Annotated in this window: 14 protein-coding genes; 11 read left to right on the top strand and 3 right to left on the bottom strand. The window is 69.4% G+C overall.

Annotation, left to right across the window (positions count from 1 at the left end; genetic code table 11):
• Positions 1–7 precede the first annotated feature (7 nt).
• The 3 genes from ACIBG5_RS31355 (at position 8) to ACIBG5_RS31345 (ending at position 5156) form a co-directional block, all read left to right on the top strand.
• Positions 8–3019: a putative Ig domain-containing protein gene (locus ACIBG5_RS31355; protein WP_396395108.1), complete on the top strand. Its 3012-nt coding sequence runs from the start codon at positions 8–10 to the stop codon at positions 3017–3019.
• A gap of 110 nt (positions 3020–3129) precedes the next feature.
• Positions 3130–4479: a GH32 C-terminal domain-containing protein gene (locus ACIBG5_RS31350; protein ID WP_396395107.1), complete on the top strand. Its 1350-nt coding sequence runs from the start codon at positions 3130–3132 to the stop codon at positions 4477–4479.
• Positions 4480–4508: 29 nt separating this feature from the next.
• Entirely contained in the window at positions 4509–5156 is a 648-nt protein-coding gene (locus tag ACIBG5_RS31345) for an HAD family hydrolase (protein WP_396395106.1), read from the top strand.
• Between the two features lie 3 nt (positions 5157–5159).
• Here the strand turns inward: ACIBG5_RS31345 and ACIBG5_RS31340 are convergent, their stop codons facing one another.
• Positions 5160–5609, bottom strand: coding sequence for a DinB family protein (locus ACIBG5_RS31340; RefSeq protein WP_396395105.1), 450 nt, complete (start codon positions 5607–5609; stop codon positions 5160–5162).
• Between the two features lie 84 nt (positions 5610–5693).
• Here ACIBG5_RS31340 and ACIBG5_RS31335 point away from each other — a divergent pair, with 84 nt between their 5' ends.
• Entirely contained in the window at positions 5694–6698 is a 1005-nt protein-coding gene (locus tag ACIBG5_RS31335) for a hydroxyacid dehydrogenase (RefSeq protein ID WP_396395104.1), read from the top strand.
• Here the strand turns inward: ACIBG5_RS31335 and ACIBG5_RS31330 are convergent.
• Together ACIBG5_RS31330 and aroQ are read right to left on the bottom strand one after the other, a co-directional pair.
• Positions 6695–7222: an AAA family ATPase gene (locus tag ACIBG5_RS31330; protein WP_396395103.1), complete on the bottom strand. Its 528-nt coding sequence runs from the start codon at positions 7220–7222 to the stop codon at positions 6695–6697. The genes ACIBG5_RS31335 and ACIBG5_RS31330 overlap by 4 nt on opposite strands.
• Positions 7219–7839: a gamma subclass chorismate mutase AroQ gene (gene aroQ, locus ACIBG5_RS31325; RefSeq protein WP_396395102.1), complete on the bottom strand. Its 621-nt coding sequence runs from the start codon at positions 7837–7839 to the stop codon at positions 7219–7221. Before aroQ ends, ACIBG5_RS31330 begins: the two co-directional genes overlap by 4 nt.
• 159 nt (positions 7840–7998) lie before the next feature.
• Here aroQ and ACIBG5_RS31320 point away from each other — a divergent pair, with 159 nt between their 5' ends.
• From ACIBG5_RS31320 to ACIBG5_RS31290, 7 genes are all read left to right on the top strand, one after another.
• A complete protein-coding gene (locus ACIBG5_RS31320; RefSeq protein ID WP_396395101.1) occupies positions 7999–9594 on the top strand; it encodes a molybdopterin-dependent oxidoreductase in 1596 nt (531 codons plus the stop codon).
• Between the two features lie 73 nt (positions 9595–9667).
• Positions 9668–10315, top strand: coding sequence for a fasciclin domain-containing protein (locus ACIBG5_RS31315; RefSeq protein WP_396395100.1), 648 nt, complete (start codon positions 9668–9670; stop codon positions 10313–10315).
• Positions 10316–10317: 2 nt separating this feature from the next.
• A complete protein-coding gene (locus ACIBG5_RS31310) occupies positions 10318–10929 on the top strand; it encodes a sigma-70 family RNA polymerase sigma factor (protein WP_360452395.1) in 612 nt (203 codons plus the stop codon).
• Positions 10926–11645: an anti-sigma factor domain-containing protein gene (locus ACIBG5_RS31305; protein WP_396395099.1), complete on the top strand. Its 720-nt coding sequence runs from the start codon at positions 10926–10928 to the stop codon at positions 11643–11645. Before ACIBG5_RS31310 ends, ACIBG5_RS31305 begins: the two co-directional genes overlap by 4 nt.
• 19 nt (positions 11646–11664) lie before the next feature.
• A complete protein-coding gene (locus tag ACIBG5_RS31300; RefSeq protein ID WP_396395098.1) occupies positions 11665–11802 on the top strand; it encodes a hypothetical protein in 138 nt (45 codons plus the stop codon).
• Between the two features lie 89 nt (positions 11803–11891).
• Complete coding sequence (locus tag ACIBG5_RS31295) at positions 11892–13286, top strand: DHA2 family efflux MFS transporter permease subunit (RefSeq protein WP_396395097.1); 1395 nt, start codon at positions 11892–11894, stop codon at positions 13284–13286.
• Complete coding sequence (locus tag ACIBG5_RS31290) at positions 13283–14224, top strand: sigma-70 family RNA polymerase sigma factor (RefSeq protein ID WP_396395096.1); 942 nt, start codon at positions 13283–13285, stop codon at positions 14222–14224. Before ACIBG5_RS31295 ends, ACIBG5_RS31290 begins: the two co-directional genes overlap by 4 nt.
• Positions 14225–14236: the final 12 nt, after the last annotated feature.

Raw genomic sequence — 14236 nt, 5'->3', positions numbered from 1 at the left:
GTGAACAGTGCGTCTGCATGCCGGTCGTTCCGCGATGGCCCTGATCGGGGCACTTGTCACCGCACTTCTCGTCGGCTCCGGAGCGACCGCGCAAGCAGCCGGGACCGAGCAACCGGCCGTGACCGATCCAGCCTTCGCGCCCCAGTCGATGGTCTGGCCCACCCCGACCGACGGCTACCTGCTCGGCGGCGACGACTGCGGTACGACGCCCTGCCCGGCCGAGGTGAAGGCCACCCACGACGGCGGCAAGACCTGGACCACCGTCGGACATACCCACAACGAGCTGGCCCGCAGCGGCGAGCCCGGCATCACCGGCCTGCAGTTCCTGGACCGCAAGAACGGGTGGGCCTACGACCCGTACCTCGAGAACACCACAGACGGCGGCCGGACCTGGACCAAGGTCGCTGTACCCGGCGACGACGCGAGAGTGGTTCAATTCCTCGCCTCGGCCGACGGGACGTACGTCGTCACCAGTGGCTGCCCGATCGGTAGCGGGGTCTGCGACGACCGCCCGCTCAAGGTCTGGCGTGCGCCGGCCGGGAAGACGACCGGCTGGCAGCGGATCGACGTACCGGTCGCGGCGGGCGACCACACCTGGCTCGCGGCGAACGGCTCGACGGTCTACCTGCTGGCCTCTGCCGGCGCCGGTGTGGCCGGACGGCTGACCACCCTGCGGCAGGGCACGGTCCGAGCGACCGGCCCGGTCGCCTGCGCGGACCAGGAGGAGGCGACGATCACCGGCTTCACCTCCAATGGAGCCGACCGCGTGTTCGTGCTGTGCATGGCGTTCTACGGCCAAGGCCACTCGGTGAAGACGCTGATGTCCTCCGGTGACGGCGGCAGGACCTTCCGGTACGACGAACTTCCCGGTGATCGTGGCCTGGCCGACGAGGTCACCGTCGCGCCCGACGGCGCGGTGATGGTGCCGACCATCACCGCCAGCCAGGTGTACAACCGCCCGGCCCTGTCGAAGTCGTGGCGGCTCGACACCACCTGGCTCGAGAACGGCGGTGAGGTCCTGCACAGCCTGGTCTTCCAGAACCCGACCACCGCCTGGATGATCGAGGCCCAGGCGATCTACGGCCAGCAGTCCCGGCTCTGGGTGACCCGCGACGCCGGGCAGACCTGGCAGCAGGCCGAGGCGCCGGGTGCCACGACGAGCAAGTCGGCGACGAGCAAGGACGTCCAGGAGATGCCGAAGGTCGAGGCGAGCTGCGACCAGAAGGTGGCGCCGGGGACGTTCAGGTGCTTCGCGCAACGACGTACGGACCTGGGCTTCCGCTCGCGCTCGGTGACCGAGACGCCGGCCGGCTACAGTCCCGCCGACCTCGCAGCGGCGTACAGGTTGCCGTCCAGTGCGGGCAGCGGACAGCGGGTCTACATCGTCGACGCGTACGACAGCCCGACGGCGGAGTCCGACCTCGCCGTCTACCGGCAGCAGTACGGGCTGCCGCCGTGTACGACCGCGAACGGCTGCTTCCAGAAGCTCAACCAGGACGGCCGGCCGAGCCCGCTTCCGGCGCCGTCGCGCTCGTGGGCCGGTGAGATCTCGCTCGATCTCGACATGGTGTCCGCGGTCTGCCCGCAGTGCGGGATCACGCTGATCGAGGCGAACTCACCGACCGAGGACATGCTGACCGCGGTCAAGGCTGCGGGCGACCTGGGCGCGAAGTTCGTGTCGCTGAGCTGGGGCGGATCCGAGATGGGCAACCTCGTCGACCTCGACCGGAAGTACTTCCTCCCCCGCGGCGTCGTCTACGCGGCCTCGACCGGTGACTACGACTACGACGCGGGTACGTCGTACCCGGCCAGCTCGGCCGCGACGACCGCCGTCGGCGGTACGACGCTGACCAAGGACGACTCGGCCCGTGGCTGGACCGAGACGGTGTGGAACAGTTTCCCCGGATTCGGTACCGGCTCGGGCTGCTCGGCCGAGGTGGCGAAGCCCAGCTGGCAGTCGGTCATCCCAGCCGCGGTGTGCCCGAAGCGCGCGGTCGCGGACGTGTCCGCCGTCGCCGACCCCGCGACCGGCGTCGCGGTTTACCAGACCACCGGCGGTGAAGGCTGGGCCGTGTATGGCGGAACCAGTGCAGCGGCCCCGATCATCGCCGCGATGTACGCGCTGGCCGGCGACCCCGCGCCGGCGTCGTACCCGGCCAGCTACCCGTACGGCCGGACCGGCAGCCTCAACGACGTTGTCCAGGGCAACAACGGCGAGTGCACCCCGGCTCCGCTGTGCACCGCGCAGGCCGGCTGGGACGGCCCGACCGGCCTCGGTACGCCGATCGGCACGCAGGCGCTCACGTCACCGACGAAGTCGAACCGGATCACCCTGAACGCACCGACACAGCAGTTCAGCGCCGTCGGCGACCTCGTTCTGCTCCCGGTCCGGGCGTCCGACTCCGGCCACCGGCTGGTCCGCTTCGGCTCGACCGATCTGCCGGCTGGTCTCCGCCTCGACGCCACCACCGGCACCATCTACGGCCGACCGACGCAGCCGCAGACCCACTCGGTGACGGTGACCGCGACCGACTCGACCGGTGCCCGCGGCAACACCGTGATCAACTGGGTGGTCAGCACCCGCGACGGTTCGCGCGGCGTGGCCAACGGCGACTTCACGGCCGGAACCGGAGGCTGGTCGCAGACCGCGGACGTGATCCGCGCGGACGGTCAGTACGCCGACGCCGGTCTGGGCTACGCATGGCTCGGTGGTTACGGCACGACGCACACGGACTCGCTGAGCCAGCGCATCACCGTACCGATCATCGGCGGGCCCAGTCTGCGGTTCGCCCTGCGGGTCGACAGCGACGACACCTCGAACCACGACGCGCTCCGCCTGACCGTCGATGGACATCCGGTCCGCACTTACACGGCTGCGCAAAGCGGTCCGAAGTACGTCGGACAGTCCGTGGACCTCACGCCCTACCGCGGCCGGACCGTGACGCTGCAGTGGACCAGCACCGAGGACGACGCCAAAGCGACGAGCTTCCTGGTCGACGGCGTCAGCGTCTCGCCCTGACGAGTTGTCCCCAGGCGTGTACCCGTACTGGTCCGGCCTGCTGACGCAGGCGGGCCGATGACCGGCTACCGTCGCGTGAGCATCGTCGTCCTCGCTAGGAAGGGTCGCCCGTGACTGATTACCAGGAAGACAATCGCGGTCGGTTTCACTTCAGTCCTCGGCGTGGGTGGATGAACGATCCGAACGGGATGCTGCACTACCGCGGCAGCTATCACTTCTACTTCCAGCACGCGCCGAACAGCCTCGTGTGGGACACGATGCACTGGGGCCACGCGACCAGTCCCGACATGGTCCACTGGGAGCAGCAGCCGATCGCGCTCGATCCTGCCGTGCACCCCGGCGAGCTGTGGTCGGGCGGCGGAGTGGTCGACGTACGGAACACGTCCGGGCTGAAGGACGGGGACCACGATCCGATCGCGGTCTTCACCGGGACGCAGGGTGTCCGGATGTTCTACAGCCTCGACGGCGGCATGACGTTCACGGCGTACGACGAGGGCCGGGTGATCGCGCAGCCGAGCGGTCACGAGAGCCGGGACCCGAAGGTCGTCTGGCACGAGCCGAGCCAGACCTGGGCGATGGTGGTCTGGTCCGACGACAACGGCAACGGCGCGGACTTCTTCGCGTCACCCGACCTGCGCACCTGGGAGCGGACGGACCGGTACGTCGCCGACTGGCTGTTCGAGTGCCCGGACTTCACGCCGATGATGCTGGACGGCGTCGTGACCTGGGTCCTGCGCGACGGCCGCGGATCGTACGTCGTCGGCGACTTCGACGGGCGCGAGTTCCGGACGGACTGGACGGAGCCGTGCACGCTCACCGTGAACCCCTGCGGTGCGGGTGGTCACTACTACGCGGCCCAGTCGTTCGACAACATGCCGGACGGCCGGGTGGTGACGATGGCTTGGCAGGGCCTCAATCGCGGCTCGGTCTGGACCGGCAACGCGAGCTTCCCGGTGCAGCAGCGGTTGGTCGCGACTCCGGGCGGTCCTCGCGTGTTCAGCCTGCCGGTCGACGAGATCGCGACGCTGCGCACGTCGACTACGTCGTACGACGCTCAGCTCGTCACGCCGGGAGCCCCGCTCCTGACCGATGTGGACGCCACGAGTTACGAGCTCGAAGCAACCTTCGACGTGTCCGGTGCCGTGGATGGTTCGTTCGCCTTCCGGCTGCGGACAGGTGCCGACGGGTCGTCCGCTCGTGAGATCACGTACGACGGCGCCGGAACGCTGGACGGAGTGCCGCTGTCGCCGGCCGCCGACGGCATCCTCACCGTCCGTCTCCTGGTCGACCGCGGCCAACTCGCGATCTTCGCCGCCGCCGGCGCGTACTACGCCTGCTACAACGTCGACTTCGACACGACCTCGACGGGTAACGGGTTGCAGTTGACCACCACTGCTCCGCTGAAGCTGACGTCGCTCACTCTCCACCACCTGTCCTCCATCTGGCCCACCCCCGGGTGATAACTGGCGTATTACGTACAGTTGCGCGGGTGAGGATTTCGCATGTCGTGTGGGACTGGAACGGCACTCTGCTCGACGACAACAACGCCGTACTGGCCGCGGTCAATGCGGTCTGCGTCGAGTTCGGCCGGGCGGATCTGACCTGGCCTGAGTGGCAGGCGGTCTACGCACGGCCGATGCGGGTCTCGTACGAGCAGATCCTCCAGCGCCCCCTCGACAACGAGGAGTGGGCGCGGGTCGACAAGCTCTACCACGAGCGGTACGACGCGCTGCTGCACACGTGCGGCCTGGCAGCGGGAGTCCCCGACGAGCTACGGCTGTGGGGCGAGAGTGGGCGGACCCAGTCGTTGCTGTCGATGTGGTTCCACGCGCGGCTGACACCGACGATCGACCAGTTCGGGCTGACGCAGTACTTCAGTCGGGTCGACGGTCTGGTCGGCGACGTCGGTGGCGGTTCGAAGGCCGAGAGTCTGATCCGCCATCTGGAGGCTCAGCACCTGGACCCGGCCGACGTCGTCCTGATCGGCGATGTCGTCGACGACGCCAACGCCGCCGCGGCTGCCGGCACCCAGTGCGTCCTCGTCACCACCGGTGCGATGACCCGGACCGCGTTGGAGACCACCGGCCTCCCGGTCACCAGCTCCGTCACCGAGGCCCTGCGCCTGATCGAGTCCTGAGCGTCAGAGCCCGACTGCGCCGTCGAGCTGCTCGCGGAGGAGGTCAGCGTGGCCGTTGTGCCGCGCGTACTCCTCGAGCAGGTGCATCAACACCCAGCGGAGTGAGACCGGACCCTCACCGGGCTCGTCTCCGATGACGTCGAGATCCGGTGCCGCCTCGACGAACTTGTTCGCGAACGCGACCTCGGCCCGCCACGCATCCCAGGCCTGATCAACCATCGCCGCGTCCGCACCCGTGACGTCGAAGGCGTCCGGTACGTCGAACACCGGCGGGGCTTCTTCCCCTGCCATCACTCGGCGGAACCAGAACCGTTCAGTCTCGGCCGCGTGCCGCACCAGCCCGAGCAGCGACAACCCCGAACGCTGTACCGCGCGCTCTCCCAACTGCTCCGGCTTCAGATCGGCGCATTTGAGTTCGAGCGTCTCCCGATGCCACTGCAGGAACGCGATCACCGTGACACGTTCATCCGCACGTGGCGGACGTTTGCTCCGCGAATTCACCACTCCCGGATCCTACGTCCTGGCTACTATCTGGCCATGCGTGATGGGGTTCGGATGTTGTTGGTGGCTACGCCGTCGTTCCGGTCGATGGTGTTCTCGGACGAGAGCGTCGCGCGGCTGGAGAAGCTCGGTGAGCTTGTGCGGCTTGATGATCCCGGTGACGCCGAGGCGCTGGTGGGCGCGTTGCCCGGGACCGACGTACTGATTCCCTCGTGGGGTGCTACGCCGCTGACTGCTGAGGTGCTCGCGCACGCGTCGCGCTTGCGGTTGATCGCGTACAGCGCGTCGTCGGTGAAGCACTTCGTCACGGACGAGGTGTTTCGGCGCGGCATCCGGCTCACGCAGGCCGGGCAGGCGATGGCGCGGCCGGTTGCCGAGGTCTCGCTGGCGTTCACCCTCACGATGCTGCACCGGATCCATCGGTTCGACCGCGCGATGCACAGTGGCGCGGCGTGGGTGGGCGCGATCGACGCGCCTCCGCAGCACGGCATCACCGGCTCCCGGATCGGGGTCGTCGGCGCCTCCCGGACCGGCGTCGAGTACATCGCGATGGTCGTTGCCCTCGGCGCCGATGTCGTTGTCTACGACCCGTATCTGAGCGACGAGCGCGCGACAGAGCTCGGCGTACGGCGGATGGACCTGGACGAACTGCTGCGGACCAGCCGGGTGGTTGCTCTGCACGCGCCGACGCTGCCCGAGACGCGCCAGATGATCGGGACACGCGAGCTGGCGCTGATGCCCGACGGCTCGGCGCTGGTCAACACCGCACGCTCCTGGCTGGTCGACTCGGATGCGTTGCTCGCCGAGCTACGGACCGGCCGGATCGAAACGGCCCTGGACGTGTTCGACGAGGAACCGTTGCCGCTGGACAGCCCGCTCAGAGGGCTCCCGAATGTCGTACTCACCCCGCACCGGGCCGCGGGCACGGTCGAGTGCTACCTCGAGATGGGCACGATCGTGGTGTCCGAGATCGAGCGGTACGTCGCCGGATCCCCGTTGCGGTACGAACTCACCGAAGCTGCCCTCGCCCGGATGGCCTAAGAGGGCGTCTCCCAGCGCGCGAGCACGTCGTCGGCCACCTCGTCGATCGTGCGCCCCGCTGTCCCGACGGAGTAGTCGCTGACGTCGTGAGCGGCGAGCTGGGCGGATAGCTCGGCTGCACGGGCAGCCAACTTGGCGACGTCGGCGCCACTCTCTCGACCGCGGCCGAGAATCCGCTGCGCCAGCTCATCGTCCGGCGCCTCCAGCCGGCAGATGATCACCGCTCCGCCCGTGGCCATCTCCAGCAGCTTCCGGTCGCCTTGGTCCTCCACGACCCCCGCGATGATCAGTCGACGGCTGCCGGCGGCGCGGTAGTTCGACCACACCGCCGCCAGATTCGTCGCCTTCAGCCGCGCTTGATGCGGGTCGTCCTCCGGAGCCGGCCAGGCCGCACCCATCAGATCGAGATCCACGAACGCCGGATCCTGCCCGAGGTCGGTGCACCGATCGAAGACCCGCCAGCCGACCGTCGTCTTCCCGACCCCGGGCGGACCCGAGAGCACCAGCGCAGACACCAGGGTCATCCGCAGACCGTTGCGGTGCCGACAGCCAGAGCCTGGCTGTGGAGGTGGTCGAAGTGGTGCTCGATCGAGCCGGTCGTCGTTGCTACCAGCAAGGAGATGTCGCAGGCCAGGCCGGTGTGCCGGAAGTGGTCGACGCGGACCAACTCGGTGAGCAGACCCGTGGTCAGCTCGTCGAGCTCCTGACGTACGGCGTCCAGATCCGGCCCGGACGTAGGAGCGGACGAGGGATCGGCGGCCCACTTGGCGAGCAGTCCGCGCTGCACGACCTTGCTGGCCTCGATCTGCGCCCGGAAGAAGTCGGCCGTCGAGTCCGGGTCGATCCCCAGCTGTACGGCGGACTCCCGGACCGAATCGATGATCTGCTGCTCCCTGACCGGGTCCTCGACCGGCTTCCCACTGAAGTACTTCGACGCGGCCACCTCGTCGCCCACCTCGATCCGGCGGATGACCAACTCGGTCAGGCCGTCGAGGCGCACCGGAGTCTTGTGAAGCCCGGCCGCCTGCGTCGATCCCTGAACCGGCACCGTGGCAGCCGGCGCCGCGAAGGCCGGCGCTCCGGCCTGCGTCAGTCCGACCACCCCGGCCACGATCACGCCGCTGATCACCCTGCGAAGCACGTCTCCACACCCTTTCCCCGAGCACGCCGACCCGACCGCCGGCGCGCCTCCTCGATGTCGGTCGCTGACGTTACCCGGGGTGCGGTCCAGGGCATCCCGAGTGGCCAATTGTCGCCAACAGCGGCCCATCCGAGCGGTGGTCGTCGCCGAACCAGGGGCATGGGTACCTCGCGAGGTCGGCAGGCAGCAGGCGCGGTTGGCGGAGTCGTCGCGGCCGGCGCCGCCTTGTCGTTCGGGTACCTGGTGGCCGCTGTCACCGGCGGTCCGTGGCCGGTCGACGCCGTCGGCGTGCAGATCATCGACTGGTCCCCCGGCCCGGTCAAAGACTTCGCCGTCCGAGAACTCGGCACCGCGGATCGTCCCCTCCTCCGAGCCGGCATCTGCGTAGTCCTCGCGTTGGTAGCCGCAGCGGCCGGCGCCATCGGCGCTGGAGGATGGGGTGGGAACCCCCGGCGACTACCGCCTCCGAACCGGTCGGACGGTCGGGACCGACGGGCACAGGCGGTGGCGGTTGGGATCGCCGCGGGACTTGGGGTCGTTGGGGTCGTGTTCGCGGCGTTCGGGCGTTCGGCTGCGGCCGGCGTCGTGGATCGGTTGCTGCCGGCAATTGTCACGTTGGTGGTGGCGGTGCTGGCCATGGCGCTGGTTGTTCGGTCGCCACGACCGAAGACCGAGGCGGAGCAGCCGGAGGGGTTCGATCGGCGGCGGTTCCTGGTGACCGTGGCTGGGTTGGCTGTGGCCGGGGCGGCGGCGTGGTCCACGACGAGGGTCGCGTCGTTCGGCCCCGGCGATGCGGTGCGCGCCAAGTTCCGCGTGCCGACACCGGCCGATGCGGCGGGTCCACTCCCGGTCGGCGTCCAGGCCGACGTACCTGGGGTATCGCGGTTCGTGACGCCGAACGCGAAGTTCTACCGGGTCGACACGCTGCTCCAGGTCCCGCGGATCGACCCGGATGACTGGGAGCTGCGGATCCACGGCATGGTGAACCAAGAACTCCGGCTCTCGCTCGGCGACCTGGTCGAACGCCGGCTGATCGAGCGCGACATCACGCTGACCTGCGTGTCCAACGAGGTCGGCGGCCCGTACGTCAGCACCGCGCGCTGGATCGGCATACCGATCGCCGACATCCTCGCCGAGGCCGGTGTCCGGAGCGGCGCCGACGCGGTGAAGTCGACCAGCATCGACGGATTGACCATCGGTACGCCGCTCAGCGCGCTCACCGACGGACGGGACGCGATCTTCGCGGTCGCGATGAACGGCGAACCGCTCCCGTTCGAGCACGGGTTCCCGGTGCGGATGGTGGTGCCGGGTCTGTACGGCTACGTGTCGGCGACCAAGTGGATCGTGGACTTCGAGGTCACCCGGTTCCAGGACTTCAGTGCCTACTGGACCGACCGCGGCTGGTCCGTGGAGGCACCAGTCAAGACCGCGTCGCGGATCGACGTACCCAAAGGGTTCGCCACCATCAAGGCGGGACCGGCGGTCGCTGCCGGCGTCGCGTGGGCGCAGCAACGCGGCATCCGCAAGGTCGAGGTGCAGGTCGACAGCGGCCCGTGGCAGGAGGCGACGCTCGCGGCCGAGGACACCATCGACACCTGGCGGCAATGGACCTTCCGCTGGGACGCGACGCCCGGCAACCACAAGCTCACCGTCCGGGCGACCGACGGCGACGGCGACCTGCAGACAGCGCAGCGGGCCGCACCGCGTCCGAACGGTTCCAGCGGCCTGCACAACACGGTCGTGATGGTCGAGTAATTCCCACCCATCCGGGGCCGCAGCGGCACCGAAGTACCGCTGTCAGTGTCCCCTTCGAGAAAGCGAACCCGTCATGCCCAAGTACCTCGTCCGCGCCGGTCTCGCCGCGTCCGCACTGGCTCTCGTCCTCGCGACGGCAGCGTGTGGAAGCAGCGACGACAACAACAGTTCCGCCGCCTCCTCAGCGAGCACCCCGTCGGCCAGCAAGTCGATGGACAGCAGCTCGGCCGGCCTGGTCGGCCCCGGCTGCGCCGACTACGCGAAGGCGAACCCGAGCGGTGCCGGCTCGATCGACGGCATGGCCGCCGCCCCGGTCGCGACCGCCGCGTCCGGAAACCCGCTGCTGACCACCCTGGTCTCAGCCGTGTCCGGGAAGCTCAACGCGAAGGTCGATCTGGTCTCGACCCTCAACGGCGGCGAGTTCACGGTGTTCGCGCCGGTCGACGACGCGTTCAAGAAGATCCCGGCGGCGACCGTCAACACGCTCAAGACGAACGACGCCCTGCTCACCAAGATCCTCACCTACCACGTGGTACCCGGGCAGCTCGACCCGTCCGCGGTGGTGGGCACGCACGCCACCGTCGAGAAGCAGGACGTCACAGTCACCGGCTCCGGCGACAGCCTCAAGGTCAACAACGCGTCCGTCATCTGTGGTGGGGTGAAGACGGCCAACGCTACGGTGTATCTGATCGATTCTGTCCTGATGCCACCTGCGAACTGACCGTGACCGAACCGACTGCACTGCCCTGGCCGGCCGGGCCGCACACGCGGCCCGGCGAGGTCAGCGACGGCGATCTCCTGGCCCGTGCCGCCGGCGGCGACACGGCAGCCTTCAGCGCGCTGTACGACCGGGTCACGCCCTGGGTGTTCGGCCTGGTACGGCGGATCCTTCGCAACCCGGCCCAGTCGGAGGAGGTCACCCAGGAAGTGATGATCGACGTCTGGCGGACGGCCACCCGGTTCGACCCGCACCGCGGCTCCGCGCACGCGTGGATCCTGACGATCGCGCACCGCCGTGCCGTCGACCGGGTCCGGTCCGAGCAGGCGGCCGCCGACCGCACCGAGCTGATCGGTGCGCGATCGGCCGAGGTCGACTTCGACCAGGTCGCCGACACCGTCACCACCCGGCTCGAGTCCGAGCAGGTACGGCGCTGCCTGGACACATTGACCGACCTGCAACGCGAGTCGATCACCCTGGCCTACTACAACGGCTACACCTATCCCGAAGTCGCGCAGCGGCTCGATGCCAAGCTGCCGACCATCAAGGCGAGAATGCGCGACGGCCTGATCCGTCTCCGCGACTGCCTCGGAACCACAAAGGGGCGTACGTCATGACCGAATCCGACGTGCACACTCTGACCGGCCCCTACGTCCTCGACGCGCTGCCGGAGGACGAGCGGACCTTGTTCGAGGCGCATCTGGCCGGCTGCACCTTCTGCGCCACCGAGGTCGCCGAGCTCCGCGAGGCCGCGGTCAAGCTCGCCACCCAGGTCGCGGCCCCGCCGCCGCCCTCGCTCAAGCCGAATGTCCTGGCCGCGATCGACCACGTCCGCCAGGTACCTCCAGTGGTCGCCGGACACCGCGGCGTACCTGCGCCTAAGCGGTTCACCCGTCGTTCCGTCCTCACACTCGCCGCGGCCGCGCTCGCCGTCGCCGGTGTCGGCGGAGTCGCCGTCGACCAGTACCGCGAGAAGACCGACGCGGTCCAGGCCAACGACCAGATCGCCGCCGTACTCTCCCAGCCCGATGCGCGAACCGTCCGAGGGCCGGTCGCCGGTGGCGGTCACGCCACCATCGTCATGTCTCCCAGCGCGGACGAGGCGGTCGTCGTACTGAACGACCTGCCCAGGCTGCGCGCGGGCCGGACCTGGCAGCTGTGGATGATCGACCCGTCGAAGACGGCCCATTCGGTCGGCCTCGCCGCCGGCGACACCACCCGAGTGCTCGACGGCTCGGTCACGGGAATGATCGCTTTCGGCCTCACGAACGAGCCCACCGGCGGCTCCGCGAAGCCGTCCCAGCCGGCCGCGGCGACGATCCCGATGACCTGACGGCGGGTACTGTCGCCGCATGGACGAGGCTTCGGCTGAGGTGCAGGGTCTCACCGTCTGCCAACTCGAGGTCTTCTCGGTCCAGGACAGCCGGCGGACGCTGGTGGCCACCGGTCAGCAGACGCTCATCCAGGTCGCGGCCCGGCCCCAACGCTGAGCGACGCTCGGAAATTCCTTCTCATCGGACCGATGAGTCCGGCGGTCGCGCGCGGTCTACCCAGGTGACAGCAATCTCCTGGAGGACTTGTGCGGACGACGACTCAACAACGATGGGTGCTGGGGCTGGCCTCGATCGGCTCGGTCATGGTGGCCCTTGATGTCCTGGTGGTGGCGGCCGCGCTGACCACCATCCGGGCGGATCTCGGCGCCACGGCCGAGCAGCTCGAGTGGACAGTGAACGCGTACGGCCTGAGTTTCGCGATGCTTCTGATGACCGCCGCGGCGATCGGTGACCGCTGGGGCCGTCGGCGTACCTATGCCGGCGGCCTGGTGTTGTTCACGCTGGCATCGGTGGCCTGTGCGTTGGCCACCTCGCTGCCGTGGCTGATCGCGGCGCGCGCCCTCCAAGGCGTCGGCGCGGCCGTGGTGATGCCGCTGGCGATGGGGCTGCTCGGTGCGGCGTTCCCGCCCGAACGGCGCGGCTGGGCGACCGGCGTGTTCAGCGGAGTGACCGGCCTCGCGGTACTCGGCGGCCCGATGATCGGCGGCGCGGTGACCGAGGGCCTGGCCTGGCAGTGGATCTTCTGGATCAACGTCCCGGTCGGCCTGATCGCGATCCCGCTGGTACTGCGGAACATCCCGGAGAGCAAGGGCCCGATCCGGCGACTCGACCTGGCCGGCGCCGTGCTGGTCAGCCTCGCGGTCCTCGGTCTGGTCTGGGGTGTGGTCCACGGTCAGGGCTCGGGCTGGTCGAGTGCCGAGGTGCTCGGGTCGTTCGCGGGCGGCGTCGTACTGCTCGCCGCCTTCGCCGTCCGGGAGAACCGGACGGAGCACCCGATGGTGCCGCTGACGTTCTTCCGCAATCGAACCTTCAGCGCGGCGAACTCGGCCGGCTTCTTCCTCAGCGCCGCCCTGTTCAGCGCGGTGTTCTTCCTCTCGCAGTACATGCAGGTCGTGCTCGGCTCCGGGCCGTTCATGGCCGGGCTGAAGCTGCTGCCCTGGACTGCCACGCTCTTCATCGTCGGCCCGATCGCGGGTCGCCTGGTGGACCGCGTCGGTGAGCGGCCTCTGGTCGTGATCGGCCTTGGTCTGCAGGCCCTGGGAATGCTCTGGGTCAGCCAGATCAGCAGGGGTTCGGTGCAGTACTACGAACTGGTCGTACCGCTCGTGATCACCGGCTGCGGCGTCTCGCTGGCGATGCCGGCCACGCAGAACGCCAGTGTCGGATCGCTGCCGCGTGAATCGGTCGGAATCGCGGCAGGCATCTACAGCATGACCCGTCAGCTCGGTGGCGCCGCCGGTGTCGCCGTCCTCGGGTCCGTGTTCGCATCCGCCGGTGGGTACGCCGGTCACGGCTTCACCCGTGCCCTGGCGGGCTGCGGCGTACTGTCGTTGCTCGGGGCACTCTCGGGCCTCGGCATCACCGCCCGCCGGCGGACCGACGGACCGGTCGTGCCCAGGGCCATGGAGGAGGTGGGATGAACCTCGAGGAGGAGTTCGCGCAGCATCGGGCCGAACTGGTCGCACACTGCTACCGGATGCTCGGCTCGCTGCACGATGCCGAGGACGCGGTGCAGGAGACGTACCTGCGGGCCTGGCGCGGACACGCGGACTTCGAGGGCCGTTCGACGGTCCGGACCTGGCTCTACCGGATCGCGACCAACGTGTGCCTCAACCTCCTCCAGCACAGCAGCCGCCGGGTGGTGCCGTCCGCGCTCGGTGCCCCCGGCAACGACCCCGACGAGCTGCATCCGTACGCGCTCGAGGTGACCTGGCTCGAACCGTTCCCCGACCTACTGCTCGGGGCCGACCCGGCCACCGTGGTCGGCGACCGGGAGAGCCTGCGGCTGGCGATGGTCGCCGCGATGCAGCACCTCCCGCCGCGGCAGCGCGCCGTACTGATCCTGCGCGAGGTGCTGACCTGGCCGGCGGCCGAGGTCGCGACACTGCTCGACACCACCACGGCCGCCGTCAACAGTTCGCTCCAGCGCGCCCGGGCCGAACTGGCCCGGCTCCGGCCGATCGAGGAGGACCTCAGCGAGCCGGACGAGCCGCTCCGGCGCGCGCTGCTCGATCAGTTCGCCGCGGCCATGGAGAACAAGGATCTGGTCGCGCTGGAAGCGCTGTTCACGGCGGACGCCCGGTGGGAGATGCCGCCGATCCCGACCTGGTTCAGCGGACGGAACGACGTACTGCGGCTGCTGGACTCGAAGCTGCGGGCCGGTCCGGATCGCCGGATCCTGCTCGAGACGTCGGCGAACGGGCAGCCCGCGTTCGCGCTCTACATCCGGGGTCGCGACGGGCTCTATCACGCGCATTCGATCAAGGTCCTGACCCTCACCAAGGCCGGTATCGCGGCCGTTCTCGCCTTCCACCAGCCCGCGCTGTTCGGCGCGTTCGGGCTGTCCATCATCCGCTGACACGGAGACAAC

Origin of the sequence: Kribbella sp. NPDC050241, assembly GCF_044459685.1 — a bacterium.
In the GTDB taxonomy this organism is placed as follows: Bacteria; Actinomycetota; Actinomycetes; order Propionibacteriales; family Kribbellaceae; genus Kribbella.
This window is presented reverse-complemented; position numbering and strand designations above follow the sequence as displayed.

Bases quoted from the DNA above. Each gene is read 5' to 3' on its own strand.
- ACIBG5_RS31300 (WP_396395098.1), top strand. From the start codon at position 11,665: ATGGACGAGGCTTCGGCTGAGGTGCAGGGTCTCACCGTCTGCCAACTC.
- ACIBG5_RS31305 (WP_396395099.1), top strand. From the start codon at position 10,926: ATGACCGAATCCGACGTGCACACTCTGACCGGCCCCTACGTCCTCGAC.
- ACIBG5_RS31320 (WP_396395101.1), top strand. From the start codon at position 7,999: ATGGGTACCTCGCGAGGTCGGCAGGCAGCAGGCGCGGTTGGCGGAGTC.
- ACIBG5_RS31315 (WP_396395100.1), top strand. From the start codon at position 9,668: ATGCCCAAGTACCTCGTCCGCGCCGGTCTCGCCGCGTCCGCACTGGCT.
- ACIBG5_RS31290 (WP_396395096.1), top strand. From the start codon at position 13,283: ATGAACCTCGAGGAGGAGTTCGCGCAGCATCGGGCCGAACTGGTCGCA.
- ACIBG5_RS31335 (WP_396395104.1), top strand. From the start codon at position 5,694: ATGCGTGATGGGGTTCGGATGTTGTTGGTGGCTACGCCGTCGTTCCGG.
- ACIBG5_RS31330 (WP_396395103.1), bottom strand. From the start codon at position 7,222: ATGACCCTGGTGTCTGCGCTGGTGCTCTCGGGTCCGCCCGGGGTCGGG.